A 26138-nucleotide genomic window follows, 5' to 3' on the forward strand; every position below is an offset into this window, starting at 1 on the left:
ATTATGCTGGAGCTTTGGGAACGGCTGCAATCAGACGCCGGGCTGTGTCGGATTGCGGGGTGGAAATGATGCGCCGGGTCTCACCATATTCGACAATATGGCCTGCTTCCATGACGGCGACGCGGTGACAGACGGCGCGGATGACGGCGATATCATGGGAGACGAACAGGCAGGCAAGGCCGGTTTCGCGCTGGATGGAAACGAGCAGATCCAGAATCTGCGCACGCACCGATACATCGAGTGCGGACACAGCTTCATCCATGACGAGGAGAGCGGGGCGCGGTGCCAGCGCGCGCGCCAGCGCCACACGCTGCCGCTGACCGCCAGAAAGTTCCAGCACAGGGCGCGCCGCAAAATCCGGCGACAGGCCTACACGCTCCAGAAGCTTCGCGATTTCTGCGGGTCGATCTCGGGCGGGCACGATCTGGTGAATGCGCAGCGGTTCGCCAATGGCGGTTTCTACGGTGGAGCGGGGATTGAAGGCAGCGTGTGTGTCCTGAAACACCATCTGCATATGGCGGCGCGCATGGCGAAGGTCTGAACCTGAGAGCGCCAGCCAGTTGCGGTCTTCGAATGTGACGCTGCCCGTATCCGGCTCGATCAATCTCATGATGAGGCGGGCGAGGGTGGATTTTCCGCAGCCGGATGGACCGGCAAGGCCGAGCGTTTCACCGCGATTGAGGGAAAAGGAGACATTGGCAACGGCCTTTATCTCGCGACCTTGAGCGCGGTAAGTTTTCGAAAGGCCTTCGACGGTCAGGAGCGCGGCCATCAGCTCACACTCTCGATCAGCGGCGGCGTGGAGAGGTCCAAATGCGCCGCAATCAATGTTCTGGTGTAGGCATCGGTTGGGCCAGATAGAATTCGGGATGCCTCACCCGCTTCTATCAAGCGACCAGATTTCAACACCGCGATATCATCCGCCAGAGACGAGGCGAGGGCGATATCGTGTGTGATGAAAATCAGCGTCATGCCGTTTTCCCGCACAAGCCTGTTGAGTAGGCGGGCGATGGTGGCCTGCGTGATGGTATCGAGCGCGCTTGTGGCCTCATCCGCAATCAGGATTTTGGGGCGGGCGGAGATGGCGGCGGCAATGGCCACGCGCTGGCGCTGGCCGCCGGAGAGTTGGTGCGGATAGGCCTTGAGCAGCGATGAGGGGTGCGGCAATTGCACCTGTTCCAGAAGATCACGGGCATGGGCGGTCGCCTGTTTCCACGACAGGCCAAGATGGCGGACGGCGGCTTCGGCCACCTGTTCGCCAATCGTCAGCACGGGATTGAGGCTGGCGCCGGGGTCTTGGAAGACATAACCGATATCGCGACCGGGGCGGGGAGCTGTGGCGGGCTCCAGATTCCATGTGATGGTGCCGGAGGATTTGACGCTGCGTGGCAGCAAACCGGCGAACCGTTTTGCAAGGGTGCTTTTGCCTGAGCCGCTTTCCCCGATAATGGCGAGACGGCGATTTGCCGCCAGCGAAAGGGATAGGTCTTTGAGTGCTGGCTGTGTTGCTCCGGCATAGGTGACGCTGAGGTTTTCGATGCGGCAGAGCGGGGCTTGGCTCATGGCGTCTTCACCTGCGCTACCAGCGCCTTGTTGATGCCTTCTGCCAGAAGATAGACGCCGAGAACCGTGAGCAGCAGCGCGATGCCGGGAATGATGGAGAGATAAGCGGCGGAGCGCAGGACATTTCGGCCCTGCGCAATCATCGAGCCCCATGTGACGACATTGGGATCACCCAGGCCAAGGAAGGAGAGGGCGGCTTCGGTCAGGATTGCAGCAGCGACAATGATGGCAGCCAGCGCTAGAACCGGCGGCAGGGCGTTTGGCAGGATTTGCCGGAAGGCGATCTCCAGCGGGTGCATGCCGATGGTGCGGGCAGAGGCCACATAATCGCGCTCGCGGATGGAGAGAACCTGTGCCCGCGTCAGCCGCGCCGGATCGGCCCACGCGCCGAGAGCAATGGCGAGAATGACGACGGGTATGGATGCGCCAATGGTGCTGACGAAGGCGAGAGCGAGGAGGAAGCTGGGCACGATCTGAAAGGCATCGGTGACGCGCATCAGAGCTTCATCGATAAGGCCTCCGGCAAAGCCGGCGAGCGTGCCCATGACCGCGCCGATGAAGAGGGCGGCGGCGGCGGCGCTGATGCCGACGGCAAGCGACACGCGCGCGCCGTGGAACAACCCGGCTAGCACATCACGCCCGAGACTATCCGTGCCGAGTGGCCATGCGGGATTGACGAAAGGCGGCGTGAGTGGCGCGCCGACAATGGAGAGCGGGTCTTTGGGAAATAGAAACGGTGCAGCGATGCCGACACCTGCGATGAGAACGAGGATCAGCAGACCGATAAGACCTTCCGGGTTTCGGGTGATGTTTCGCAAAAACCTCACGCGCTGCCCTCCTGCGCGCCGATGCGCGGATCGAGCACGGCATAGAGCAGATCGACAACCAGATTGATGAGGATGACGAAGACGGCGCTTGTCAGGATGATGCCCATCAACAACGGGACGTCGCGCCCGGTGACAGCCTCCTGTGCCAGTCTGCCGAAGCCGGGAACGGCAAAGACGCTTTCGATGACGACACTGCCGCCGAGCATGGCCGCAGACTGAAGGCCGAGAACGGTGACGAGCGAAAGCGCAGCGTTGCGGGCAACATGGCGAAGCACGATGCGGCTGCGGGACAGGCCTTTCGATTGCGCGAAAGCCACGAATTCCAGCCGCCAGATTTCTGCCATGGCGCTGCGCATGACACGCAGGAAAAGGGCGAGATAGATGAAGCCGAGGCTTGCAACGGGAAGAACGAGATGCCGCCCGATATCCAAAGCCCGCTCCAGCCCCTGCTTGGCCGAGGCAATGGTTTCGATGCCTGATGTGGGAAACCAGCGCAGCTTGACGGAGAAGGCGATGACCAGCACGAGGCCAAGCCAGAAGCCCGGCATGGCGTAAAGCGCCAGTGACAGGGTGGAAAGCGCGCGGTCCTGCACGCTGCCCGGTCTTGCCCCGGCAATGATGCCAAGTGCCGAGCCAAGCGCGAAGGACAGCGCTGTTGCGCTGCCCATCAGCAACAGCGTGTTGGGCAGACGCTCGAGAATAAGCGACAGGACCGGTCGGTCGAAAGCGACGGACCAGCCGAGATCGAGCCGGGCCACGGAGGAGATATAGAGCCACAGCCTTGCGAGCACCGACTGATCGAGCCCGTATTGGGCGCGCAGCGTTTCCCGCAAGGCAGCGTCTCCGCCGCCAATCGACACGAGATAGGCATCGACCGCGTCGCCAGAGGCATTTTCAAGCAGCAGGAAGGTCAAGAGAAGCACGATGACCAGCACCGGAATGGCGCTGAGCATTCTGCGACCGACAATGCGTGCTGCTCGCTTCACCGCTACTCCTGTAAGGCCGTGTCCGCCCAGTTCGAAACGGCCCAGCGCGGATTACTGGCAACGTTTTGCACCGTATCGCGCGCCACGGTGATAAAGCCCCATTCGGCAACATTGATGAGCGGCAAGTCCTGCGTGACCTGTTTCTGGAACTGCTTGTAGAGGTCTGTGCGGGTTTTTTCATCGACGGTTTCTGCCGCCTTGTCGATCAGTGCATTCAGTTCCTTGTTCTCATAACCGCCCTGATTGGAGAAGCCGACGCCCGCAGGCGTGCCGGATCTGACAAGGATGGTAGTGGAAATTGCCGGGTCACCCCGGAAGACGGGCGGCGCAACAGCCAGATCGAAAGCGTGATCGGTATAGACGGCTTTCTGGTGGGCGGCGGCATCGTTGTTGACGAGTTCCGCATCGATACCGATTTCCGCCAGCGCCTGGCGTAGATAAGCGCCGAACTGCTTGGTCTCATTGAAATACGGTGCCGGCAGCAGTTTCAGTGAAAAGCGGGTGCCATTTGCGGCGCGCTTGTAACCGGCCTCATCCAGCAGCGCATTGGCCTTCTCGACGTCGAAATCATAGGTCTCGACATCGGATGTGTAGAACTGAGGGGCATTTTTCGGCACCGGGCCGGTGGAAGCGGTGGCATAACCGAGAAAGACGGTGTCGATGACCAGCTTCTTGTCGATGGCGTGGGCAATTGCTTGGCGAACCTTGAGGTCTGCCAGCTCCTTGCGGCGATGGTTGATTTCCACGACGAGCTGATAGGTGAGCGCCTCATAACCATCCGCAATGACTTTGATGCCGTGTTCCTTGGCAATGCGGGCGAGATCGGACAGCGGCACGGCAGAGAAGGCGGCCAGCTGAATTTCTTCGGCTTCGAGCGCAGACGCTGCACCCGCACGGTCCGGCAGGACGCGATAAATGATTTCCTCCAGCTTTGGCGCGTCCTTCGCCCAATATTTGTCATAGCGAGTCAGCCGGTAATATTCGCCCGGCTTATATTCCGCAAAGACGAATGGCCCGGTGCCGACAGGCTTTGTGTTGGCGGGATTGGTGGCGATATCCGTGCCTTCGTAGAGATGCTTTGGAACAACACTGGTGACGACCGGCAGGGCGTTTCGGATAAGCTGAAACGGTGTGGGTTTGGAGAAGCGGAAAATCGCGGTGTGATCGTCAGGCGTATCGACCGATTGCAGGTTGGCGAAGATCAGCCGTCCGAGATTCTGGAGAGGTTTCCAGACCGATAGCGCGGAGAAGGCGACATCTGCGGAGGTGAAGGGTGTTCCATCATGCCATGTCACGCCTTCGCGCAGCTTGAACGTGGCGCTCAGGCCATCATCGGACCCTTCCCAAGCCGTTGCAAGGCGCGGCTCCAACCCGTCCTTGCCCTTGAAGGAGGCTTCGGCCAGCGGCTCCACGATCTTGCTGGAAATGTAAAACACGCCGTTTGAAGCGACGATGGCCGGGTTGAGGTTCTTCGGCTCCGAATCCGCTGCCACCACAAGCCGCCCGCTGCCACCTGCCGCCCACGCAAAGCCCGGTTGCACAAGCGTTGTGGACGCCGCCAGAATGGCAGCACTTTTCATGAGAGAGCGGCGTGAGAGCGGTGTTGAAAGCATGGCAAACTCCGGAAATGGAACGGCTGTCGAAAATGCCGCGCGGTACAGTGTAAAGCCTCGGCCTGCGCAGTGTCCATGAGAAATCAAATGCTTGATAGCAATGATTTTATCCGGCCCGACCGCTGGAACAATGAATGTTGCATAGAGGGGCTGAGAGGAAGAATGCTTTGCTCACCCTAGCGGAATTATGCGTTTGGTGTCGGCGTCCATGGCACCTCGTAGAGCACGCATACGACGCATGTTGGTCAGAATATGCGGCTCCGGAAGCTGTTGCTTAATGATTCGATAGCGGTTTTGCGCCGGTCAAGGCCAGACTCGTCCCAAAATGATCCATCTCAATCAAATATTAGTGATATCTAATTGTCCGGCCTTCTTAATTAAAGCAAATACTTATATATTAGCAATCCCAGTGGGTTAGATTGTCTTTGTGTCTAACGCAACCCACGGAGGAGGAGAGAGAAATGAGAACAATAACATCTTCTTTGTTTATCACGGCCTGTCTGGCGCTGCCGTTTCAGGCGCAGGCACTGGATGTCAGCGTGGGAGGCGTCAGTGCAAGTGTGGGCGGTAACGACCGTGGCGGGGTCAGTGCCAGTGCTTCTGTGGGAGGAAGCGGCGGTGTGAATGCGGGCGCCGATGTTGGCGGTCGAAGCGGCGGCGGACTTGGGGCCGATGTTAATGCTTCGGTTGGCGGTAGCCACGGCGTTAACGCCAATACCAGCGCTAGCGTTGGTGGAAGAAGCGGCGTGAACGCCGATGTCAACGCGTCCGTGGGGGGCGCGAGAGGGCTTAACGCGAATGCCAATGTCGGCGTTGGACGAGCGACCGGCGTGGGCGTGAATGTTGGCGTAGGTATTGGCACACCGGGTGTTCCCGGCGGGCCGGCCAACCCGGGAACAGTGCCTCCCGGTGCCATTCGTGAAGCTATCAACTCCTATAATAACATGTCGCGCACCGAGCAGATAAAGCTCGCCAAGCGTTGCGTGGATATTCTGGGCGGTGGATATGACGCAGCTTTGACGAAGCTGTGCAAAATGATCCAGACAGCATCTCGCTAAGGATTCGATGAGGAGAAGGGGTGCACGTCATCCCTTTTCTCTGCCTGCTATCAGATCGTTACTTGCGACCGAGAGACATGATACGCTCGCGCAGAACCTTGGCGAGGTTGCGGGTGTTGCGATACATGTGGACCTGCGCTGCCACCTGACGCACATCGCGGTCGCTGTTTTGCGCCAGACCAATGACCAACGTGCCCATCTCAGCAGTCTCGCCCCAGAAGCCATCCAGATTGCGATCTTCATAAGCACCGCAGCTATCGGTTCTAAGAATATTGGCATCGTCCAGATGCCATTCCGTCAGGCGCTGCATCAGCAGGCGGTCGATGGAATGACGGTCGTGATCCTCATTGACCGCCAGTTTCCAGACATAGGCCTCACCCATGGTCATGAAGACGACGGCTGATGCAATGGCCACGCCGTTGAGATTGAGCGTGTGGATACGAACCGCATCGATCTCTGCCAGATTGGTTATTGCTTCACGGGCGAAGGCCGCGCGATAACGATCGCTGACGAGTGCGGAGCGCTTGCGGCCCTTGGAGCCGCTGGCTTCCAGCGCCAGAAATTCTTCGGTGCGCAGCCTGATATCCTGCGGCTGTCGGGCGATGTCGTGAGAGAGAGAGCCCAGCCCCTCCAGATGCTGCCAGTGCTGTTTCAAGGTTTGCAGCTGCGCAGGTGGAAGCGTGTTGTGCAGATAAGCTTCCGCATCCACCTGGCTTTCCAGCATCATGCGACGATGCGGCTCAGCGGTGGCCAGAGGCAGGTTGCGGCTGAGTGCGATGGCCTTGATCATGCGCACGAACGCGCCATCCAGACGAAGCTGGGGTAGAACGAGGATTTCGGGTAGACGAAGGTCCGGCTGTGACAGCGCATCCAGCAGGTTATCGATGGTCTCGGCTGCACCTTCGGAATCCACCAGCGGTGTGCCCAGCGGGCCAAACGGATTGGCCCAGGCGCGCAAGATGGAGGGGCCAACGGAAAAGCCGGGCTTTTCCACGGTAAAGGGCATCAGAAACCGCATGCGGCTGCGCGCCCCATTCTCATCGCGCATGAGTGCGAAACGCACGGAACGGTCATCGACGCGGGGCATGGCGGGTGCCAGCAGCTTGCCGGTAAAAAAGATATTGGGTTCCATGACCCGGTTCGACAGGAAATCCAGTTCTTCCTGAAGGTCGTAGCCCAGTTGTGCGGGGTAAATGCAGAATTCGCGCCCGGCACGACCGACACGGACACTGCTGTCTGCGGCCGGACGATCCGACGCAGCTTTCGCCAGCAGCATCGCGAAACGATTGTCTCGCATATCTGGATCGTTAGGGTCGCTTGCCATTCCTGCCTTATACCGTCTCTCTCATGCGTTTCCGTGACAATCTGGTTGCAAACGCGACCTGTTCCTAAGCATCAACTTTTTCAGTCGAGAACCGATCCATATCATGTTTTCAATTTTAACGATCTAACTATTTCAATCTTACATCGAAACATTAGCAATGTTGAGTGTACGGCGATAGTAAATTGCGCGTGCGTATCAATAAGTGACTCAACTCTTTGATCTCAAGGCAAAATCGGAGCATTGCGGCGCTTGGGATAAAGCCCCAGGACCAGCGCGCAACCGGCAATGATAATGACAGCGCCGACGAACTGAATGGCAGACAAGGGCTCGTCCAGCACAACCGCGCCGACGATGACGGCAATGACGGTGACGACGAATTCGACGCTGATGGTTTTCGTCGCGCCAATCAGGGAAACAAGTCGGAAATAGGTGACGTAAGTCAGCGCACTCATGATGATGGCAAGGCTGAAGAGGTAAGCGAAGTCCGAAAGGCTCGGCGTTGTCGGCACAGGCACCGCGATGAGGAATGGTAGAGTGATGAGGCCACCAGCCAGAAAAGAGCCGATGGTGATTTCCCACGAGCTCGAGCTTTTGAGGTGGCGGCTTGCATAGTTGCTGCCAAAGGCGGCGCAGATGCACCCGAGCAGGCAGGCGACACAGCCGATGACAAAACTCGTGGTGACGGGCACGGCAGGAAAACCGACAAGAATGACGATGCCGCTGAAACCGAGGAACATGCCGAGCAGGCTTTGCGGCGATATTTTCTCCAACCCCCACAGTTGTCCGATCAGCATGGAAAACAGCGGTATGCTGGCCACGAGGATGGCCGCCATGGCTGTGCCGATCACCGGCGTCGCATAGGAGAGGCCAATCAACTGGCCAGCAACCGTGGTGGCGCCCACCACCGCAAAGGCCCGCCAACCGGCGCTGAAATCGAGCTTTCGCTTGGTCATCCGCGCGATGATCAGCAGCGTGAAACTGGCGATAAAACACCGCAGCGTCACGGCACCGACCCAGCCAAAGGCAGCAACCGCATGAAGGACGAGCAGAAACGACAGGCCCCACGCCACGGCGAGAAACATATAGGCGGCCAGTTCTGCGGGTTTCATGTCGTTACGTCCGGCAATGGAAAGCTGGCTAAACGGATAGGAGAGCCGATCCGCAGCGTCAAACGAATTGTAGGCGAAGCTCCACATCCACGATCCGCCCGCAGCGGCTTCTCGACGCAGGAGCCTTCGCCTGGACCGTGATTGGGGGCTAGCTTACTCTTCGATCGTGTATTCGCCGAGTTCGCACAAATCCTGCGTATCGGTGGTCGTATCCAGATCAGGGCTGTCCTGAAACTCGAAACGCATGTCGTATTTGCACACCTCACGACCATCGGCGATGGTGATTCTCATGCTCTCGCCTGGGTTCAGGGTCTGATTGCCAAAAACGTCGCCTTCCCAGCTGTTCTCGTTCACCGGCGATGTGAAGAAATGGGTCAGAACCGAATCGGTCCCGTTCTTCAACGTAAACACCAGATCTTCCGCAATGGACGGCGTCGTCAACGCAATGGAAGTGGCTGCTGCAAGGCATGCAATGTAAAAATGACGCATGGTGTTCGCCTAAAAAACGAGGTTGAGGTTATCGACCGTCTTAGGCGTAAAATGGAAGGGCGGTAAGTGGGTAGCGGTTGGTATACGCGACCATTTTTGGCTTTGCTTTCAACATTTCCAGAGCTTAGATAGCATTGAGCGCTGGTAGGCTCTTGACGTAGACGAACTCCACGCAGCAAGACTCAGTGAGCGAATCTCGCCCGAATGCGTTTGATGAGGTTCTCAACGAACACATCCATTTTTTTCCACTCGCGGCGGATACGACGCCTGGTGTTGGAGACCAAGGGCTTGTTTTTCCAAGGCGTGTTTTGCCGCTGCGTCAGATACAGGTCACGAGCGGGATGTTCACAATGCGCGAGGTTAGGCTTGCGCCAAGTGTAATGCAGAATGCCTGCTTGGAGAAAATATTCGCGCGGGAAATTCGTAGATGTTCGTTCCGTGAAATTCCATTTTTTCCCGATATCGATCCATTGATCGCCAAGCGCCATGTTCAGCGCGTCCTGATCAGGGTACCCGCCCGTGTTGTTATCGAGGTGGTCTAGGCATTTATCGCCAATGCCGTAAGAGCGCCAACGCTCTAGATCGATCAGCAAAGTCCCAGAATTCAGGTAACGCGTATCTGGCGAGCGACCAAGCCGGATATTGCGTCGCTTGATATGATCGGGATTGTCCGCATCGGGAACCGCGCCGACGGCGCAATCCTCGAGCGAAAGCTCAAACAATGGCCTGAGGCTTTCCAGTACCAGCATGTCGCTGTCCAGATAAAGCATGCGACCGTTGTCTTTGATCAGATTGGGCAGTAGCAACCGGCAATACATGGCACGAGACCAAGAAACGGTGCGCATATAAGATGAGAGCTTGTGTTTGATCTCGTCTTCGATGCGAATAAACTCGACAGGCCTGCCCATCGCGCAGGCGCGGATGTTTTGCCTGTCTTTTTCCCTTAAATCATAATCGCAGATTATAATTTTAGCTTCCGGTACATCGCCATTCGTCACTACGGAATTGACCATTACGCCCGCCAGTTCTGCGTAATGGCGGTCTGTCGCACAAGCTATAATCATCGTCTGCTCTATGATCCCCAAATGAGCTTAGAGCAGGCTTACGCCTGCTCAAAAATCCCGTGGCAATGTTTGTATTTTTTGCCGGAGCCGCAAGGGCAGGCTTCGTTGCGGCCGATTTTGCCCCAGGTGGCGGGGTTGTTGGGGTCGCGTTGTTCCGGTGGGACGAAGACGGCTGGTTCGCCCTGAGCGGCCTGGGCGAAATCATCTTCGCCGGTCAGCGGGTCGAGATGATGGGCTGTCATTTCCGGCAGTTCGGGCTGCGGCTGGTCGCGCACGAGTTCGACTCGCATCAGCTGGGCCGTGACTGCTTCACGTAGGTTGGCGAGAAGAGCCTGGAACAGTTCGAAGGCTTCGGCCTTGTATTCCTGCAATGGATCGCGCTGGGCGTAACCGCGGAAACCGACGACGGAACGCAGGTGATCGAGGTTGACGATGTGTTCGCGCCACAGGTGATCAATGGTCTGGAGGATGACCGAGCGCTCGACATAGGTCATGACCTCTGGGCCGAAACGTTCGGTCTTTTCAGCCACGGCCTTGTCAGCCGCTTCGGTGATGCGCTGCAGAATGTCGTCTTCGGCAATGCCTTCTTCCTTCGCCCATTCATCAACGGGCAGGTCGAGGTTGAGCGCCTGTTCGACGGCGGCTTTGAGGCCGACGATGTCCCACTGTTCGGCATAGGCGTTTTCTGGAACATGCTTTGCGACGAGAACTTCGATGACCTCGTTGCGCATATCGGATGCGGTTTCACCGATATTTTCGGCTTCCATCAGTTCCAGACGCTGATCGAAGATGACCTTGCGCTGGTCGTTGAGGACATCGTCATATTTCAGAAGGTTCTTACGGGTTTCGAAGTTACGGGCTTCTACCTTCTTCTGAGCGCGCTCGAGAGCCTTGTTGATCCATGGATGGACGATGGCTTCGCCTTCCTTCAGACCAAGCTTTTGCAGCATCGAATCCATGCGGTCGGAGCCGAAAATGCGCATCAGGTCGTCCTGAAGCGAGAGGTAGAACTTCGAACGGCCAGGGTCGCCCTGACGGCCGGAACGACCACGTAGCTGGTTGTCGATACGACGGCTTTCGTGGCGTTCTGTCGCGATGACGAACAGACCACCGGCAGCAAGTGCCTTGTCCTTCAGAACCTTGATTTCTTCGCGGATCGTCTTTTCGCGCGCATCGCGCTCTTCGCCCGGCTCCATGCCTTCGAGCTCACGCTCTAGACGCATATCGACGTTACCGCCGAGCTGAATATCGGTACCACGACCAGCCATGTTGGTGGCGATGGTGACCGCACCCGGTACACCGGCCTGCGATACGATATAGGCTTCCTGCTCGTGATAACGGGCGTTCAGAACCTGGAAGTTTTCAAAGCCCGTCTGGCGCAGCATGGTGGCCAGAAGTTCGGACTTCTCAATCGAGGTCGTACCAACGAGAACCGGCTGGTTACGCTCATGCGCAGCCTTGATCTCTTCGATGATAGCCTTGAACTTCTCTTCGCCGGTCCGGTAAACTTCGTCGTCTTCGTCGATACGCTGGATCGGCAGGTTGGTCGGCACTTCGATGACGTCGAGGCCGTAGATGTTGTTGAACTCTTCGGCTTCAGTCGATGCCGTACCGGTCATGCCCGCAAGCTTCTTGTACATGCGGAAATAGTTCTGGAAGGTGACGGAAGACAGCGTCTGGTTTTCCGGCTGGATCTGCACCTTTTCCTTGGCTTCGAGCGCCTGGTGCTGGCCTTCGGAGTAACGGCGGCCCGGCATCATGCGGCCGGTGAACTCATCGATGATGACGATTTCGCCGTTACGGACGATGTAGTCCTTGTCACGCTGGAACAGCTTGTGGGCCTTCAGCGCGTTGTTGATGTGGTGAACGATGGCAACGTTTTCGACGTCGTAGAGCGATTCGCCCTTGAGAAGACCTGCGTCCCGCAGCAGGTTTTCGAGCTTTTCGGTGCCTTCCTCGGAAAAGTTGGCCGAACGCTGCTTCTCATCGATCTCGTAATCTTCCGGTGTCAGCACCGGAATGAAGGCGTCGATGGTGTTGTAGAGTTCCGAGCGGTCGTCCAGCGGGCCGGAGATGATGAGCGGTGTGCGCGCCTCATCCACCAGAATGGAGTCCACTTCGTCGACGATGGCGTAATGGTGGCTGCGCTGCACCATCTGCGACTTTTCGTACTTCATGTTGTCGCGAAGATAATCGAAGCCGAGTTCGTTGTTGGTGGCGTAGGTGATGTCGCAGGCATAGGCCTCGCGACGCTGGTCATCGTCCAGACCGTGCACGATGACACCGGTCGTCAGGCCGAGGAAGCTGTAAAGGCGTGCCATGGTGGCGGCGTCGCGCTGGGCGAGATAGTCGTTGACGGTAACGACGTGAACGCCCTTGCCTTCCAGCGCATTCAGGTAAACCGCCAGCGTTGCCACCAGCGTCTTGCCTTCACCCGTCTTCATTTCCGAGATGTCGCCGGAATGGAGAATCATACCGCCGGTCAACTGAACGTCGAAGGGGCGCATGCCGAGGACTCGGCGGGACGCTTCACGCGCCACGGCGAATGCCGGCACCAGAAGGCTGTCGAGCGTCTTTCCTTCGGCAAGCTGCTGGCGGAACTCCACCGTCTTGGCTGCCAGTTCGTCGTTCGAAAGAGCCTTCATCTGCTCTTCGAGTGCGCCGATGGCGTTGATATTGCTGCGATAGGAGCGGACACGGCGTTCATTTGCCGAACCGAACAACTTGCGGGCTATTCCGCCGAGACTGACCATCTTAGTGGCCCTTTCTGAAATTCCGTTTTTTCCGGGGCGTGGCGGTCTGGCACTGCAATAAAGTACAAATGACAGACTTGACCCTGAAACGTATCTGGACGCGAGGTTACGCGACAGATAAGAGGGGGGGCAAATGATGTCAACGGTTCTGCCCGTTACAGAATGGCCACATTCCGGTGTTTGGAAGTTTTTTCAGCCGGAAAACCACGTCTGGAGCCGGCATTGTCTCCGAAAGGTTTAATATGTTGCGCTATAATAGAATTGCGGCTGCTGTCATCGTGGCTACGCTTGGTCTTCAGTTTCCCGCTTTCGCGCAGGAAGACGCCGTGGTCGCGAAAGTCGGCGATCTGGAAATCCGCCAGTCCGAACTGGATCTGGCCATGAGCAATCTCGATCCGCAGCTTGCCCAGCTTCCCGATGAACAGAAGAAGGTTGCGGCCCTCTCCGGTGCCATCGACGTGAAGCTGCTGGTGAAGGATGCCACTGCCGAAGGTCTGGAAAAGACCGAAGACTTCAAGAAGCGTCTCGCTTTCATTTCCGACCGTGAGCTGCACAACGCTTATTTCCGTAAGCACGTCGTGGACGCCGTCACCGATGCTGAAGTGAAGGCCCGCTACGACAAGGAAGTCGCGGCACTGCCACAGGAAGAGGAAGTCAAGGCTGCCCACATTCTGGTTGCGACCGAAGAGGAAGCCAAGGATGTGATCAAGCAGCTGGACGCTGGCAAGGATTTCGCAGCGCTGGCCAAGGAAAAGTCCACCGATTCCAACAAGGATGACGGCGGCGATCTGGGCTGGTTCGGTAAGGGCCGTATGGTTCCTGAGTTCGAAGAAGCTGCGTTCAAGCTTGAAAAGGGCGCCTACACCAAGGAACCCGTCAAGTCGCAGTTCGGCTTCCACGTCATCAAGCTGGAAGACAAGCGCGTTGCTCCGCCACCGGCATTCGACCAGGTCGAGGCACAGGTTCGCCAGCTCGTGATGCGCGACAAGTATGTCGCTTTGATCGAAAAGGCCAAGGCCGAGCAGAAAATCGAAATTCCGGACGAGACGCTGCGCAAGGGTTATGAAGACGCGAGCAAGCAGCAGGCCGATGCGCCTGCGCAGCAGTAAGTCTTAGGCAATATGCGGGGCGGCGATGAGCCGCCCTGTTTCATTTCATCTCTTCACGAAAAATGCAGGTTCCGTCGCAATGTCCGCTGTCGTTTCTCCGCTTGCCCCGAAATCCTATCCTGACATGCCTGCCCTTCGCGGTGTGCGCATGGCAACGGCTGCCGCCGGTATCAAGTACAAGAACCGCACCGATGTTCTGCTGATGGTGTTTGACAAGCCTGCCAGCGTTGCAGGCGTGTTCACGAAATCGCGCTGCCCATCCGCCCCGGTGGATTTTTGCCGCGCCAATCTGGCAGGCGGCGTTGCCCGCGCGGTTGTTGTCAATTCCGGTAATGCCAATGCCTTTACAGGCGTGAAGGGCAAGGCCGCGACCGAACTGACCGGCAAGTCTGCGGCTGAAGCCGTGGGCTGTTCGACAAGCGAAGTATTCCTCGCCTCCACCGGCGTCATTGGTGAGCCACTGGACGCCACGAAGTTTGCGGGCGTTCTGGGCCAGATGAATACGGATGCCCAGGGCGATTTCTGGCAGGAAGCCGCCAAGGCAATCATGACCACGGATACCTATCCGAAGGTCGCGACTCGCACCGCCGAAATCGGTGGCGTCACCGTCACCATCAACGGCATTGCCAAGGGCGCTGGCATGATTGCGCCTGACATGGCAACGATGTTGTCCTTCGTGGTGACCGATGCGGACATCGCCGCACCCGCCTTGCAGGCCTTGCTGGCGGCAGGCGTTGGCCCGACCTTCAATTCGGTGACTGTCGATAGCGACACCTCCACATCCGATACGCTGATGCTGTTTGCGACCGGTGCCGCGAGTGCGGACGGCCAGGCACGCATTGAAAGTGCTGAAGACCCGAAGCTTGCTTCTTTCCGTGATGCCTTGAATGCCCTGTTGAAAGACCTCGCGTTGCAGGTCGTTCGCGATGGCGAAGGCGCGCGCAAGATGGTGGAAATCACCGTCACGGGCGCAGAAAGCGATGCGGCTGCGAAAAAGATTGCGCTCTCCATCGCCAACTCTCCGCTGGTGAAGACGGCTGTTGCCGGTGAAGACGCCAATTGGGGCCGTGTTGTCATGGCAGTGGGCAAGTCCGGTGAACTGGCAGACCGCGACCGCCTTGCCATCTGGTTCGGTAATGTGCGCGTGGCTGTGAATGGCGAACGCGACCCGGCTTACTCCGAAGCCGAAGCCAGCGCCGTGATGAAGAACGAGGATATTCCGGTCAAGGTTGACATTGGTCTTGGCAATGGCACCGCCACCGTATGGACCTGCGATCTGACCAAGGAGTATGTCGAGATCAACGGCGACTACCGGAGCTGATCGGTGGGGTCTCTCGATATGCGCAGTGTGCCCGTCAACCTTCCCCTCGTGCGCCGTCTGGAAGCCGTAAGCTTCCGGGCCTGGCCCGCCTCATCCGTGATCTATGACGGCAGCTGGCAAATCCGGCTGACCGGTTCGCATCCATCCAAACGCATCAATTGCGTCGTGCCGCTCGATCCATCGGATTACGGCAATTGCGATGTTCGTCTCGAAAAGGCGCGCAAGCGTTTTGAAGATTTCGGACGTCCGCTGATCGTGCGCGAAACGACGCTGATGCCGCCGCAGTTGCGCGAGCATCTATTCAACGACGGCTGGACGGTGTTCGAGGAGGTCGATGTGATGACCGCCGATATCGCCTCCGCCGAACTACCGGAAACCCTGGCACACCTGCCCAGCCACGATATTGGCCGCTTTGTCGAGGCGAGCCTGAAGGTGAGCGGGGACGATCCGTCTTTGCGGTCAGCCATTGCGGAAATCGTGAGCTCCATCAAGCCGACACTCGGTCTCTTCACCAAGGAAGAGGTGGAAGGCGAGCCGCAGGCGACGGTGATCTGCGTGCAGGATAATGATCTCGCCGGTATTCTTTCGCTCGATGTGGCCGCCGAGATCAGACGGCAGGGAACGGGTTCGCAAATCCTGACCTCGGCGCTGCGCTGGGCGCGGATTAGCGGCGCAAAGACCGCCTGGCTTCAGGTCGTCTCCACCAATCTTCCGGCGATCAAGCTCTACGAAAAATTCGGTTTCACCACGGCCTATACCTATCGCTACTGGCGCAAGGACGCAGCCTGATGGCCGAAACTGGCAGAAAAGTACTGCTCGTTGCCGCATGCGCCCTGATCGATCAGGATGGTCGCATTCTTCTGGCGCAGCGTCCTGAGGGCAAGTCGCTGGCCGGGCTGTGGGAATTTCCCGGCGGCAAGGTGGAGAGCGGCGAAACGCCCGAGGAAACGCTGATCCGGGAACTGGAAGAGGAGCTTGGCATCAAGACCAAGGTCGCTTGCCTTGCTCCGCTGACCTTCGCCAGCCATACCTATGAGACATTTCATCTTCTGATGCCGCTTTACGTCTGCCGTCGTTACGAGGGCATTCCGCGCGGGGCGGAAGGTCAGGCCATCAAGTGGGTGAAGCCGCAGGCGCTGCGGGATTATCCCATGCCGCCCGCCGATGAGCCGCTGATCCCTTATCTTCAGGACTTATTGTAAAGGCTTTTTTAAAATAATCCTGTGAAGAAGGGACTTACACATCTTCGTGCGTGCCAAAACGGGCCGCCATTAACCTTTCGTTTAGCACCCTCTGGCAAATTCAGAGGCTGAATAATTGGTAAATGGCGCGTAGCGAGGCCTGATATGAACGAAGATTTCTGGAAAACAGTCGAGGATCGCCAATCCTATTCCGAGAAATCACGCAGGATCGGCGTTTTGAACGTCGCGCTGCTGTTCGGTATGGTGGCCATTGCTCTTTCTCTCATCGTCACGCCGATGCTGGCCGGCAAAATGCCGCCTTCGCGTTTCGCGCAGGTGCCCGATAGTTTCGATATGATCAGCACCGGCTCGATCCACCGCGTGGAACAGCCCAAGAAATCCTACAGCATCCGCCGCAGCATCACCCAGCCCATGCCGGGTTCGGTCTGCATCGTCGATGGTTATTCCAGTGGCCGGGATTGCTGATCGCTTTCATTTTCCTCCCCATGCAGAAACGCCGCAGATGATGTCTGCGGCGTTTCTGTTTCTGATTAGGGCTGAGCTGGTTTCGGCTCATCGGGTGCCGGGTCTTCCACGGGCCTTTTCGTTCGCATCAAGGTGAGGACGAAGACGAAGAAGGCCGGGACGAAGAAGACAGCGAGGATGGTGGCCGAGACCATGCCGCCGAGAACGCCGGTGCCGATGGCGTTCTGGCTGGCGGCGCTGGGGCCGGTTGCGATGGCGAGCGGCACCACGCCGAGCGTGAAGGCGAGCGAGGTCATGATGATCGGGCGGAAACGTACGCGGGCGGCTTCCACGGCGGAATCCAGCAGGGATTTGCCTTCCGCATAATAGTCCTTGGCAAATTCCACGATCAGGATCGCGTTCTTGGCCGATAGACCGATAATCGCGATCAGGCCCACCTTGAAGTAGATGTCGTTGGGCATATCTCGCAATATGACCGCAAGCACCGACCCGATGATGCCGAGCGGCACGACCAACATCACCGCAAGCGGGATAGACCAGCTCTCATAGAGACCTGCCAGCAGCAGGAACACGAAGAGAATGCTGAGGCCGAAGAGGAAGGGCGCTTGCGTGCCCGACTTGATTTCTTCCAGCGCCTGACCGGTCCACTCATAACCTATGCCGCCGGGAAGTTCTGAGGCGAGCTTTTCCATTTCGGCAATGGCGGCACCCGTGGAATTGCCGGGGGCCGGTGAACCGGCGATACGGATGGTCGGGTAACCATTATAGCCGACGATCTGCGGAGAACCCTTCTGCCACTGTGCGATGGCGAAGGAGCTGAGAGGCACCATGCCGCCGCTGGAATTGCGCACGTTGAGCTTCATCAGGTCCTCGACCTGAAGACGGTCACGGTCCTGCGCCTGCACGATGACCCGCTGCATGCGGCCCGAATTGGGGAAGTCGTTGATGTAGGACGAACCCAGATTGGCGGTGATGGTGTTGTTGATATCGGCAAAGGTGATGCCGAAGGTGTTGGCCTTCTCGCGGTCGATGACCAGCAGGATCTGCGCAGCATCCGGCAGGCCTTCGATACGCATGCCTGCGAGAATGGGGCTCTTGCTTGCCTTCTGCATCAGCTCACCAGCCGCTGCAGACAGAGCTGCCTGGCCGATGCCGTTACGATCCTGAAGGCGGAAGCTGAAACCACCCGATGTGCCGAAGCCTTCGATGGGCGGTGGCGAAAGGGCGAAGGTGGTCGCGTCTTTGAGGCCAAAGAGCTTCATATTGGCGCGATTGGCGATGTCTTGCGCCGAATTATCGGCACCGCGCTCGCTCCAGTCCTTCAGGGTGACGAAGGCGAGAGCCGCATTGGCACCATTACCGGAGAAGCTGAAGCCCTGAATGGCGACGACATCCTTGACCGAAGGTTCAGCGGCGAAAATCTTTTCGATCTGCTGAATGGACGCGGTCGTGCGGTTGGCACTGGCTTCCGGCGGTCCCTGAATATCGACGATCAGGAAGCCCTGGTCTTCATCTGGCACGAAAGCGCTTGGCAGACTGACGAAGAGATAACCGAGGCCCGCGACGAGAGCGAGATAGATAACCATCATCCGGCCCGCACGGCGCGCGCCGCCGGTGGCTGCCTTGGTGTAGCCATGGGTCAGGCCGTCGAATTTGCGGTTGAACCAGCCGCCAAGGCCACCTTTTTCGTGATGCCCTTTCTTGATGGGCTTGAGGAAGGTGGCGCAAAGGGCAGGTGTCAGCGATAGCGCCAGGAAGGCGGAGAAGAGGATCGACACGACCATGGTCAAGCTGAACTGGCGGTAGATGATACCCGTCGAGCCGGGGAAGAAGGCCATGGGAATGAACACGCAGGCCAGAACCAGCGTGATGCCGAGAATGGCGCCGGTGATCTGTGTCATGGCTTTTTGCGTGGCCGCCTTCGGCGACAAGCCTTCCTCGGCCATGATGCGCTCGACATTTTCCACAACGACGATCGCATCATCCACCAGAATACCGATGGCGAGCACCATGGCGAACATGGTCAGCACGTTGATGGAAAAGCCGGTGGCATACATGACCGCGCAGGTGCCGAGCAAGGCCACCGGTACGACAAGGGTGGGAATGACCGTGTAACGGAAATTCTGCAGGAAGACGAACATCACCACGAAGACGAGAACGACGGCTTCGATCAGCGTGCTGACCACCTTTTCGATGGAGGCAGAGACGAAGGGGCTGGTGTCGTAAGGAACGGAATAGGCAACGCCGCTCGGGAAGAAGCGCGACAATTCCTCAAGCTTGGCCGAGACAGCCTTGGAGGTGGCCACAGCGTTACCAGTAGAGGAAAGCTGAATACCGACGGCGGCACTGGCCTGACCGTTCAGACGGCTTGAGAAGTTATAGGTCTCCGCACCGAGTTCAATGCGCGCGACATCCTTCAGCCGCACGCTGCTGCCATCCGGGTTGGCGCGCAGCACGATGTTGCCGAATTCCTCGGTATCGGTCAGCTGTCCTTTGACGAGAACGGTGGCGGTCAAATCCTGTGTAACAGGGTTGGGGGCCGCGCCAATCTGGCCTGCGGCAACCTGCGCGTTCTGAGCGGTAATGGCGCTGTTGATATCGGCAGCGGTAAGATTGAGGCCGACGAGCTTGTCAGCATCGATCCACACGCGCATGGCGCGCTGCGCCGAGAACAGCTGGGCACGACCGACACCTTCGATACGGCGTAATTCGCCAAGGACATTTCGGTTGAGGTAATCGCCAAGCGCCACCTCATCCATCGTGCCATCGGTGGAGGTGAGCGTGATGAACATCAGGAAGCCGGATGCGGCTTCCTCCACGGTCACACCTTGCGCGGCAACGGCGGAGGGCAGGCGGGCTTCGACACGGCGAATAGCGTTCTGCACATCGACCGAGGCCTGATTGATGTTGGTGCCAGCCTGGAAGGTGGCGTTGATGGAAACCTGACCGGACGTGTCCGAGGTGGACTCGAAATACATCAGCCCTTCGACGCCGTTCAGCTCGTCTTCGATGAGCCGGGTGACGCCCTGATAGATATCCTGCGGCGAAGCGCCGGGATAGGTGGTGGAGATCGTCAGCTGCGGCGGCGCGACCTTCGGGTACTGCGCAATCGGCAGGAAGGGCAGGGCGATGAGGCCCGCAATGGAAATGAACAGCGCAAAAACCCAGGCGAGGATAGGCCGTTTTATGAAAAGCTGTGCCATGGGGTAACCTTACTGCTTGGGTGCTTGCGCGGACGCGTCGGCGGCCTTTTCCGGCTGCCATGGTTCCGGCGCGATTTTGCCGCCGGGCTGAACCTTCTGCGCGCCATCGACCACGACTTTTTCGCCAGCCGTCAGGCCTTTCTCGACAACCCATTCCGAACCGATGGCCTGACCGAGTTCGACAGGGCGTGCTTCGGCGGTGCTGTCTTCCTTGGCCACATAGACCTGTGGCTTGCCGTCGGCTGTACGAACGATGGACCGCTGAGGCACGGTGATGGCGTTTTCACGCACGGCCTGCTCAATTCTCACCCGGACATACATGCCGGGCAAGAGATCGCGGCCTGCATTGGGAAACTCCGCACGTAGCGTGACCTGACCAGTGGTGGAATCGACGCTGGCGCTGGCGAACAGCAGACGACCGGCTTGGGCGTAGAGCGAGCCATCATCAAACACGAGACGCACGCTGGCCTGATCCGGGGCGGGGCTGGCGAGCTTTCCATCTGCCACGGCGCGTTTCAGCGCCATCATATCCTGTGCAGACTGGGTGAAATCGGCATAGGCAGGGTCAATCTGCTGGATCAGGGCAAGGTTCTGCGTGCCATCGGCAGTGACCAGCGCGCCTTCGGTAACGAGAGCGCCGCCGATGATGCCGGTGATGGGTGCGCGGACTTCGGTATATTCCAGATTGATGCGTGCTTCATCCAAAGCGGCCTGCTGAAGCGCGACGTCGGCATCGGCCTGAGCGAGATTGACGGCAGCCGTATCGTAATCGATGCCAGTCGAAACATTGCGCTCGCGCAGGTTTTTCTGACGTTCAAGCTGCTGGCGGGCATTGTTCTGCGTGGCCTGGGCGCGCTGCAAGGCGGCCTCGGCGCTGGCGACGCGAACTTTGAAGAGGCGCGGATCGATGCGGTAGAGTACATCGCCCTTCTGCACCAGCGTGCCCTGCTCGAAGACTCGCTCCTGCAGAATGCCGGAGACCCGGGCGCGAACTTCGGCAATGCGCGTGGCGGCGATGCGGCCCGGCAGTTCGTTGACCACGGGTACCGATTTCGATGTCAGTTCCAGCACGCTGACGGCAGGCGGCGGCATCTGCATGCCTTCCTGAGCGTTGGCAGCAAGGGGGGCGACCATCAGAGAAACGGCAGCCATCACGGTTAGCAGTCGCGGCAGAGATGTTCTGCTGTGCATTGTATAGTCCTCGTTTATCGCCCGCAGGCGATCGTCATGTTTCGTCAGGAGAGTTCAGGTATATGGCGCGAATATCGTCGAGAATTTCCAGCCGGGCTTCTGGTTCCCACTGGTAGAAATTGAAATATTCCGTGCAGTAGAAACCGGTCAGTGCAAGATAGGCGATCAGAGCTGCTTTGGGTCTTTTGCCGCCGCCTATGTCTGCCAGATCTTTGCGCGTCCAGTTCCGCAGTTTTTCGTGTAGTTTTTCTTCGCTCGACATGGCCGCACTCATGGCAAGGCAGACTGCTTTGTCGGTATCGTCTGGCTCTTTTTCCGCAACGGCGATGCGACCGAAAAGCTCCGGATGCGCCTTGTCGCTGTTGGCGTCCACAGACGCACGGACACGCTCCTCTTCCGAGGTCAAGCGGCGGTCGATCAAGGCTTCCAGCAGCGCGGATTTGGATTTATGATCATAGACGACCCGCGATTTGCTGACGCCCGCTTCCTGCGCTACCGCATCGATGGAAACGCCAACGGCGCCCAGACGCAGAATAACGCGTTCGGCGGCGTCCAGAATATCATCTGCACTGATCTTGCGTGTTCTAGCCATAATTGCTCACAATCTAAAATATGGTTTTCAATACGAACGTTCGTGTTTTTAAGCAAGCGCAAAAAACATCACGATTAGTTATGACTTAAAATCAATATGTTGCTTGGGCAAGGCGCGATGGTGGCGCACCTAACTGGCGACTGATAGCGCGCGCATCTTCTCGGACGAACCCCGGATGACCTCGGAAATCGGCATCAGCTGTTTGATGAGCGGGGAGGCATTTCGCCAAATCATTCCAATGGAGCGCACCGGCGCGGGCGCTTCGAAATGCGATATAGAAACATGTGCCGAGCGGGTTTCCATCGGCACCGCCATTTCCGGGATGAGGGTAATGCCGATACCGGCGCTGACCATCTGCACCAGTGTGGACAGCGAGCTTCCCTCCATGACTTCGCGCGGCTGGGAGGAGCCGACATTGCAGAAGGACAGAGCCTGATCGCGAAAACAGTGGCCTTCTTCCAGAAGCAGCAACCGCATCTTGGGCAGGGCGGTGCGCTCCGGCACGGGTTTTCCGCCATCCTCATGCCGCCGGACCAGCACGAATTCTTCATCGAACAATTTGAGTTCCGTCAGTGCTGGCTCAGAAATGGGCAGAGCGACGATTGCGAGGTCGAGATCGCCCTGTTTCAACTCCTCTATTAATCTGGCGGTCTGCGTTTCGCGCACCTGGATCTCGATGCCTTCGAAGGCCTTGTTGAGATCATTGATGATGGTGGGCAGCAGGTAGGGGGCGACGGTGGGGATGATACCGATCCGAAGTCGAGAGAGGAACGAGTTTTTCGAAATCCGGGCCAATTCATCCAACTCATCCACCGCGCGCAGGATTTCTCGCACGCGGATGGCGAATGTCTGGCCAAAGCCCGTGAGCCTGATTTCCCGGGCGCTGCGTTCGAACAACTCATGGCCCACATCCTCCTCCAGTTCCTTGATCTGCATGGACAGAGCGGGTTGGGAAATGGCGCAGGCATCCGCAGCGAGGCGAAAGCGCCGGTGGCGTGCAAGGGCCTCGAAATAACGCAGCTGTTTCAGGGTCAGATTTTTCATAAGCTTAGCTTATCGCCTTGATCAGTAAATCCAACTTAAATTTATGGATATCAGTCGTTAAAAGGTCTTGGGGAGAGATTAGGTTGGGTTTGCCGGTCGCGAAGGTTGCGGCTGGGACGACTGAAATCCTGCGATTTTTGACTGCGAACTCTCTTTTTGAACGCCCACTCATAAATGACATGGAGGATATCATGGACCAGAAAACCGATAGCGCGGCTAAGTGTCCCGTCGCCCACGGCCAAACGCCGAAAGCCGTCAGATCGAACCGCGATTGGTGGCCGAACCAGCTGAACATTCAGATTCTTCATCACGGCTCATCCCTTTCGGACCCGTTGGGCAAGGAATTCAACTACGCAGAAGAATTCAAGAAGCTCGATCTGGATGCGCTGAAAAGCGACCTTCACGCACTGATGACCGATTCCCAGGAATGGTGGCCCGCCGATTTCGGTCATTACGGCGGTCTGTTCATCCGCATGGCGTGGCATAGCGCCGGTACTTACCGCATTACCGATGGCCGTGGTGGCGCCGGTGCCGGTCAACAGCGTTTTGCGCCGCTCAACAGCTGGCCCGATAATGCCAATCTCGACAAGGCCCGCCGCCTTCTCTGGCCGATCAAACAGAAATACGGCAACCAGATTTCCTGGGCCGATCTGATGATCCTGACCGGTAACGTGGCGCTTGAATCCATGGGCTTCAAGACCTTCGGATTTGCCGGTGGTCGCGCCGATGTCTGGGAGCCGGAAGAGTTGTTCTGGGGACCGGAAGGCACATGGCTGGGCGATGAGCGCTACAGCGGCGAGCGCGAATTGGCAGAGCCGCTGGGTGCGGTGCAGATGGGCCTGATCTACGTCAACCCGGAAGGCCCGAACGGCAATCCCGATCCGCTGGCATCGGCTCGCGACATTCGCGCGACCTTTGCGCGCATGGCGATGGACGACGAAGAAACCGTCGCCCTGATTGCAGGCGGTCACACCTTCGGCAAGACCCATGGTGCGGGCGACCCGTCGCTCATCGGTGCGGAACCTGAGGGTGGCGACATCGAAGACCAGGGGCTGGGCTGGAAGAGCAAATTCGGTACCGGCTTCGGTAAGGACGCCATTACTGGCGGCCCGGAAGTGACCTGGACGCAGACGCCAACGCAGTGGAGCAATTTCTTCTTCGAAAACCTCTTTGCTTTCGAATGGGAACTGACCGCAAGCCCGGCTGGTGCCAAGCAATGGGTGGCAAAGAACGCCGAGGCATCCATTCCCGATGCCTATGATCCATCGCGCAAGCATCTTCCAACCATGCTGACATCGGATCTGGCGCTGCGTTTCGACCCGGCCTATGAAAAGATTTCGCGCCGCTTCCTCGAAAACCCTGACCAGTTTGCAGACGCCTTTGCGCGGGCATGGTTCAAGCTGACCCACCGCGACATGGGACCGAAGGTTCGTTATCTCGGACCTGAAGTGCCAGCCGAAGATTTGATCTGGCAGGATGTCATCCCTCCGGTCGATCATCCGCTTGTCGATGATGGCGACATCGCCAGCCTGAAGGCAAAGGTGGCGGCGTCGGGTCTGACGGTGCAGGAACTGGTTTCCACAGCCTGGGCCTCTGCCTCGTCCTTCCGCGGATCGGACAAGCGCGGCGGTGCGAATGGTGCGCGTATTCGTCTGGAGCCGCAGAAGAACTGGGAAGCCAACCAGCCTGCACAGTTGGCCAAGGTTCTCGCCACTCTGGAAGGCATTCAACGCGACTTCGATGCGGCGCAGACCGGTGGCAAGAAGATTTCGATTGCCGACCTCATCGTGCTGGCCGGTGCCGTGGGTGTCGAAAAGGCGACGAAGGATGGCGGTCACGACATCACCGTTCCCTTCACGCCGGGCCGGACCGATGCGTCTCAGGAGCAGACGGATGTTGCATCCTTCGCAGCGCTTGAGCCCCGCGCCGATGGTTTCCGCAACTTCATCAGCAAGACCCGCCACCAGTTCATGAAGCCGGAAGAAGCGCTTGTCGACCGCGCCCAGCTTCTGACGCTGACAGGCCCGGAAATGACGATCCTTTTGGGTGGTCTTCGTGTGCTTAACGTGGGTGAGCCGGAACAGGGTGTCTTCACCAACCGTCCGGGAACGCTGAGCAACGACTTCTTCGTCAACCTGCTAGACATGGATGTTCAGTGGGCGCCGGTTGCCGGCAAGGAAGGCGTTTATGAAGGACGTAGCCGCAAGACCGGTGAAGCGAAGTGGACAGGCACGCGCGTCGATCTGATTTTCGGCTCGCATTCGCAGCTTCGCGCACTGGCCGAGGTCTATGGCTCATCCGATGCCAAGCACAGCTTCGTCAAAGACTTTGTTTCCGCCTGGAACAAGGTGATGAATGCCGACCGGTTCGACCTGAACTAAGGACGGTGATTCGAACCATGGTTCCTTTTGGGAGCCGGGTTTAACCACAGATAGCACCGGGCGTGGCCGTTACCACGCCCGGTGTCTAAGTGTTTTATTTTCCTAAACCATTTTGCAAAAATTTACCGATTTTTCTAACGACTATCAAAAACATTCGGTAAACGTGTCTGACGCAATTGCTTTTCAAGCAAATGCGCTGCTCAATATGCTAAAAGCCCAAGCCTTTATGTTCATCAAATCTCAGTAAGCATATTGTATCGAATCCTGATATAAGATTTTAGAAAGCTCGTGATGTGGCGAGTGGTCAGCCATCGAGGTCTATCGAAGGACAAAAACAATGCGTTTTGTGCGGTTAATTCTCAGCGCCGTTTTGGCGATCACATGGCTTTCCACTGCTCAGGCCGGTTCCCTGCCACAGCCTGCGGGCAAACCCATTCTCACGATTTCCGGCCATATATCCAACACCAATGCCGACGGCGCGGCCAAGTTTGACCGGGATATGCTTGAGGGCATGGGGCTGGTCACGGTCGAGACGAACTCACCCTGGTACGACGGGCGCACACGTTTCGAAGGCGTTTCGCTCAAGAAGCTGATGGAGCTTGTCGGGGCCAAGGGCGACACCGTGACCGCCGTTGCCTTGAACGATTATGTTAGCACCATTCCAATGGCCGATTTTGAAAAATACAATGTCATTCTGGCGATGAAACGGGATGGCAATTACATGGAGGTCCGCGAAAAGGGGCCTCTCTTCGTTATCTATCCCTATGACAGTGCGCCGGAACTTCAAACGCAGACGTACTATACGCGCTCCGCTTGGCAGGTTGCGAAGCTTATAGTCGAGTAA

The 26138-nt window shown here is 58.0% G+C and carries 22 protein-coding genes; 8 read left to right on the forward strand and 14 right to left on the reverse strand.

Translation table 11 applies throughout. The features are described 5' to 3' along the window. Position 1: 1 nt before the first annotated feature. The 5 genes from AC27VJ_RS15380 to AC27VJ_RS15400 are packed head-to-tail and all read right to left on the reverse strand — an operon-like array spanning position 2 to position 4989. Positions 2-775: an ABC transporter ATP-binding protein gene (locus AC27VJ_RS15380; protein WP_488684992.1), complete on the reverse strand. Its 774-nt coding sequence runs from the start codon at positions 773-775 to the stop codon at positions 2-4. Continuing rightward, positions 772-1563, reverse strand: coding sequence for an ABC transporter ATP-binding protein (locus tag AC27VJ_RS15385; protein WP_488684751.1), 792 nt, complete (start codon positions 1561-1563; stop codon positions 772-774). The genes AC27VJ_RS15380 and AC27VJ_RS15385 overlap by 4 nt, the downstream gene beginning before the upstream one ends. Then, positions 1560-2390, reverse strand: coding sequence for an ABC transporter permease (locus AC27VJ_RS15390; RefSeq protein WP_488684752.1), 831 nt, complete (start codon positions 2388-2390; stop codon positions 1560-1562). Before AC27VJ_RS15390 ends, AC27VJ_RS15385 begins: the two co-directional genes overlap by 4 nt. Beyond that, positions 2387-3343, reverse strand: coding sequence for an ABC transporter permease (locus AC27VJ_RS15395; RefSeq protein WP_488684993.1), 957 nt, complete (start codon positions 3341-3343; stop codon positions 2387-2389). The genes AC27VJ_RS15390 and AC27VJ_RS15395 overlap by 4 nt, the downstream gene beginning before the upstream one ends. A 35-nt stretch (positions 3344-3378) precedes the next feature. Next, on the reverse strand, positions 3379-4989 hold the full coding sequence (locus AC27VJ_RS15400; protein ID WP_488684753.1) for an ABC transporter substrate-binding protein: 1611 nt from the start codon (positions 4987-4989) through the stop codon (positions 3379-3381). 461 nt (positions 4990-5450) lie between these two features. Between AC27VJ_RS15400 and AC27VJ_RS15405 the strand changes: the two genes are divergently transcribed. Next, positions 5451-6047: a polysaccharide biosynthesis GNAT family N-acetyltransferase UppQ gene (locus tag AC27VJ_RS15405; protein ID WP_488684754.1), complete on the forward strand. Its 597-nt coding sequence runs from the start codon at positions 5451-5453 to the stop codon at positions 6045-6047. A 58-nt stretch (positions 6048-6105) separates the two neighbouring features. Here AC27VJ_RS15405 and AC27VJ_RS15410 read toward each other — a convergent pair whose 3' ends face one another. The 5 genes from AC27VJ_RS15410 to secA form a co-directional block, all read right to left on the reverse strand. Beyond that, complete coding sequence (locus AC27VJ_RS15410; protein WP_488684755.1) at positions 6106-7371, reverse strand: GNAT family N-acetyltransferase; 1266 nt, start codon at positions 7369-7371, stop codon at positions 6106-6108. Positions 7372-7592: 221 nt separating this feature from the next. Beyond that, entirely contained in the window at positions 7593-8480 is an 888-nt protein-coding gene (locus AC27VJ_RS15415; RefSeq protein WP_488684994.1) for a DMT family transporter, read from the reverse strand. A 153-nt stretch (positions 8481-8633) separates the two neighbouring features. Beyond that, entirely contained in the window at positions 8634-8969 is a 336-nt protein-coding gene (locus AC27VJ_RS15420) for a hypothetical protein (protein ID WP_488684756.1), read from the reverse strand. A 182-nt stretch (positions 8970-9151) separates the two neighbouring features. Then, positions 9152-10033, reverse strand: a complete 882-nt coding sequence (locus AC27VJ_RS15425) for a glycosyltransferase family 8 protein (protein ID WP_162727927.1) — start codon at positions 10031-10033, stop codon at positions 9152-9154. A gap of 38 nt (positions 10034-10071) precedes the next feature. After that, on the reverse strand, positions 10072-12786 hold the full coding sequence (gene secA, locus AC27VJ_RS15430; protein WP_488684757.1) for a preprotein translocase subunit SecA: 2715 nt from the start codon (positions 12784-12786) through the stop codon (positions 10072-10074). A gap of 242 nt (positions 12787-13028) precedes the next feature. Between secA and AC27VJ_RS15435 the strand changes: the two genes are divergently transcribed. The 5 genes from AC27VJ_RS15435 (at position 13029) to AC27VJ_RS15455 (ending at position 16883) form a co-directional block, all read left to right on the forward strand. Continuing rightward, positions 13029-13895: a peptidylprolyl isomerase gene (locus AC27VJ_RS15435; RefSeq protein WP_488684758.1), complete on the forward strand. Its 867-nt coding sequence runs from the start codon at positions 13029-13031 to the stop codon at positions 13893-13895. 79 nt (positions 13896-13974) lie between these two features. Next, on the forward strand, positions 13975-15216 hold the full coding sequence (gene argJ / locus AC27VJ_RS15440; protein ID WP_488684759.1) for a bifunctional glutamate N-acetyltransferase/amino-acid acetyltransferase ArgJ: 1242 nt from the start codon (positions 13975-13977) through the stop codon (positions 15214-15216). Between the two features lie 18 nt (positions 15217-15234). After that, on the forward strand, positions 15235-16005 hold the full coding sequence (locus tag AC27VJ_RS15445; RefSeq protein WP_113090008.1) for a GNAT family N-acetyltransferase: 771 nt from the start codon (positions 15235-15237) through the stop codon (positions 16003-16005). Then, positions 16005-16418, forward strand: coding sequence for an 8-oxo-dGTP diphosphatase MutT (gene mutT, locus AC27VJ_RS15450; RefSeq protein ID WP_488684760.1), 414 nt, complete (start codon positions 16005-16007; stop codon positions 16416-16418). The genes AC27VJ_RS15445 and mutT overlap by 1 nt, the downstream gene beginning before the upstream one ends. Before the next feature lie 144 nt (positions 16419-16562). Then, positions 16563-16883 carry a hypothetical protein gene (locus AC27VJ_RS15455; RefSeq protein ID WP_113090005.1) on the forward strand — a complete coding sequence of 107 codons (321 nt, stop codon included), beginning with the start codon at positions 16563-16565 and terminating at the stop codon, positions 16881-16883. Positions 16884-16948: 65 nt separating this feature from the next. Here AC27VJ_RS15455 and AC27VJ_RS15460 read toward each other — a convergent pair whose 3' ends face one another. The 4 genes from AC27VJ_RS15460 to AC27VJ_RS15475 all read right to left on the reverse strand — a co-directional run bounded on the left by AC27VJ_RS15460 (position 16949) and on the right by AC27VJ_RS15475 (position 22913). Further along, positions 16949-20086, reverse strand: coding sequence for a multidrug efflux RND transporter permease subunit (locus AC27VJ_RS15460; RefSeq protein ID WP_113090003.1), 3138 nt, complete (start codon positions 20084-20086; stop codon positions 16949-16951). Positions 20087-20095: 9 nt separating this feature from the next. Beyond that, positions 20096-21238: an efflux RND transporter periplasmic adaptor subunit gene (locus AC27VJ_RS15465; protein ID WP_488684995.1), complete on the reverse strand. Its 1143-nt coding sequence runs from the start codon at positions 21236-21238 to the stop codon at positions 20096-20098. A 73-nt stretch (positions 21239-21311) separates the two neighbouring features. Next, positions 21312-21869, reverse strand: a complete 558-nt coding sequence (locus AC27VJ_RS15470) for a TetR/AcrR family transcriptional regulator (RefSeq protein WP_113090001.1) — start codon at positions 21867-21869, stop codon at positions 21312-21314. Between the two features lie 129 nt (positions 21870-21998). Then, positions 21999-22913, reverse strand: a complete 915-nt coding sequence (locus tag AC27VJ_RS15475; RefSeq protein ID WP_488684761.1) for a hydrogen peroxide-inducible genes activator — start codon at positions 22911-22913, stop codon at positions 21999-22001. A gap of 191 nt (positions 22914-23104) precedes the next feature. On the opposite strand from AC27VJ_RS15475, the gene katG reads away from it, so the two are divergent. Beyond that, positions 23105-25294 (forward strand): catalase/peroxidase HPI, encoded by a 2190-nt coding sequence (katG, locus tag AC27VJ_RS15480; protein WP_488684762.1) that lies wholly within the window; start codon positions 23105-23107, stop codon positions 25292-25294. Positions 25295-25631: 337 nt separating this feature from the next. Beyond that, positions 25632-26138, forward strand: coding sequence for a putative pterin-binding protein (locus AC27VJ_RS15485; protein ID WP_113089999.1), 507 nt, complete (start codon positions 25632-25634; stop codon positions 26136-26138).

The sequence above is a fragment of the Agrobacterium sp. 20P9.1.2 genome (genome assembly GCF_057799395.1).

What these genes read in the sequence shown, in the direction of transcription:
- AC27VJ_RS15455 (WP_113090005.1), top strand. Translation starts at nt 16,563, where the DNA reads ATGAACGAAGATTTCTGGAAAACAGTCGAGGATCGCCAATCCTATTCC.
- AC27VJ_RS15460 (WP_113090003.1), bottom strand. Translation starts at nt 20,086, where the DNA reads ATGGCACAGCTTTTCATAAAACGGCCTATCCTCGCCTGGGTTTTTGCG.
- AC27VJ_RS15395 (WP_488684993.1), bottom strand. Translation starts at nt 3,343, where the DNA reads ATGCTCAGCGCCATTCCGGTGCTGGTCATCGTGCTTCTCTTGACCTTC.
- AC27VJ_RS15400 (WP_488684753.1), bottom strand. Translation starts at nt 4,989, where the DNA reads ATGCTTTCAACACCGCTCTCACGCCGCTCTCTCATGAAAAGTGCTGCC.
- katG (WP_488684762.1), top strand. Translation starts at nt 23,105, where the DNA reads ATGGACCAGAAAACCGATAGCGCGGCTAAGTGTCCCGTCGCCCACGGC.
- AC27VJ_RS15445 (WP_113090008.1), top strand. Translation starts at nt 15,235, where the DNA reads ATGCGCAGTGTGCCCGTCAACCTTCCCCTCGTGCGCCGTCTGGAAGCC.
- AC27VJ_RS15415 (WP_488684994.1), bottom strand. Translation starts at nt 8,480, where the DNA reads ATGAAACCCGCAGAACTGGCCGCCTATATGTTTCTCGCCGTGGCGTGG.
- AC27VJ_RS15425 (WP_162727927.1), bottom strand. Translation starts at nt 10,033, where the DNA reads ATGATTATAGCTTGTGCGACAGACCGCCATTACGCAGAACTGGCGGGC.
- AC27VJ_RS15470 (WP_113090001.1), bottom strand. Translation starts at nt 21,869, where the DNA reads ATGGCTAGAACACGCAAGATCAGTGCAGATGATATTCTGGACGCCGCC.
- AC27VJ_RS15485 (WP_113089999.1), top strand. Translation starts at nt 25,632, where the DNA reads ATGCGTTTTGTGCGGTTAATTCTCAGCGCCGTTTTGGCGATCACATGG.
- argJ (WP_488684759.1), top strand. Translation starts at nt 13,975, where the DNA reads ATGTCCGCTGTCGTTTCTCCGCTTGCCCCGAAATCCTATCCTGACATG.
- AC27VJ_RS15475 (WP_488684761.1), bottom strand. Translation starts at nt 22,913, where the DNA reads ATGAAAAATCTGACCCTGAAACAGCTGCGTTATTTCGAGGCCCTTGCA.
- secA (WP_488684757.1), bottom strand. Translation starts at nt 12,786, where the DNA reads ATGGTCAGTCTCGGCGGAATAGCCCGCAAGTTGTTCGGTTCGGCAAAT.
- AC27VJ_RS15410 (WP_488684755.1), bottom strand. Translation starts at nt 7,371, where the DNA reads ATGGCAAGCGACCCTAACGATCCAGATATGCGAGACAATCGTTTCGCG.
- AC27VJ_RS15420 (WP_488684756.1), bottom strand. Translation starts at nt 8,969, where the DNA reads ATGCGTCATTTTTACATTGCATGCCTTGCAGCAGCCACTTCCATTGCG.
- AC27VJ_RS15385 (WP_488684751.1), bottom strand. Translation starts at nt 1,563, where the DNA reads ATGAGCCAAGCCCCGCTCTGCCGCATCGAAAACCTCAGCGTCACCTAT.
- mutT (WP_488684760.1), top strand. Translation starts at nt 16,005, where the DNA reads ATGGCCGAAACTGGCAGAAAAGTACTGCTCGTTGCCGCATGCGCCCTG.
- AC27VJ_RS15465 (WP_488684995.1), bottom strand. Translation starts at nt 21,238, where the DNA reads ATGGCTGCCGTTTCTCTGATGGTCGCCCCCCTTGCTGCCAACGCTCAG.
- AC27VJ_RS15405 (WP_488684754.1), top strand. Translation starts at nt 5,451, where the DNA reads ATGAGAACAATAACATCTTCTTTGTTTATCACGGCCTGTCTGGCGCTG.
- AC27VJ_RS15435 (WP_488684758.1), top strand. Translation starts at nt 13,029, where the DNA reads ATGTTGCGCTATAATAGAATTGCGGCTGCTGTCATCGTGGCTACGCTT.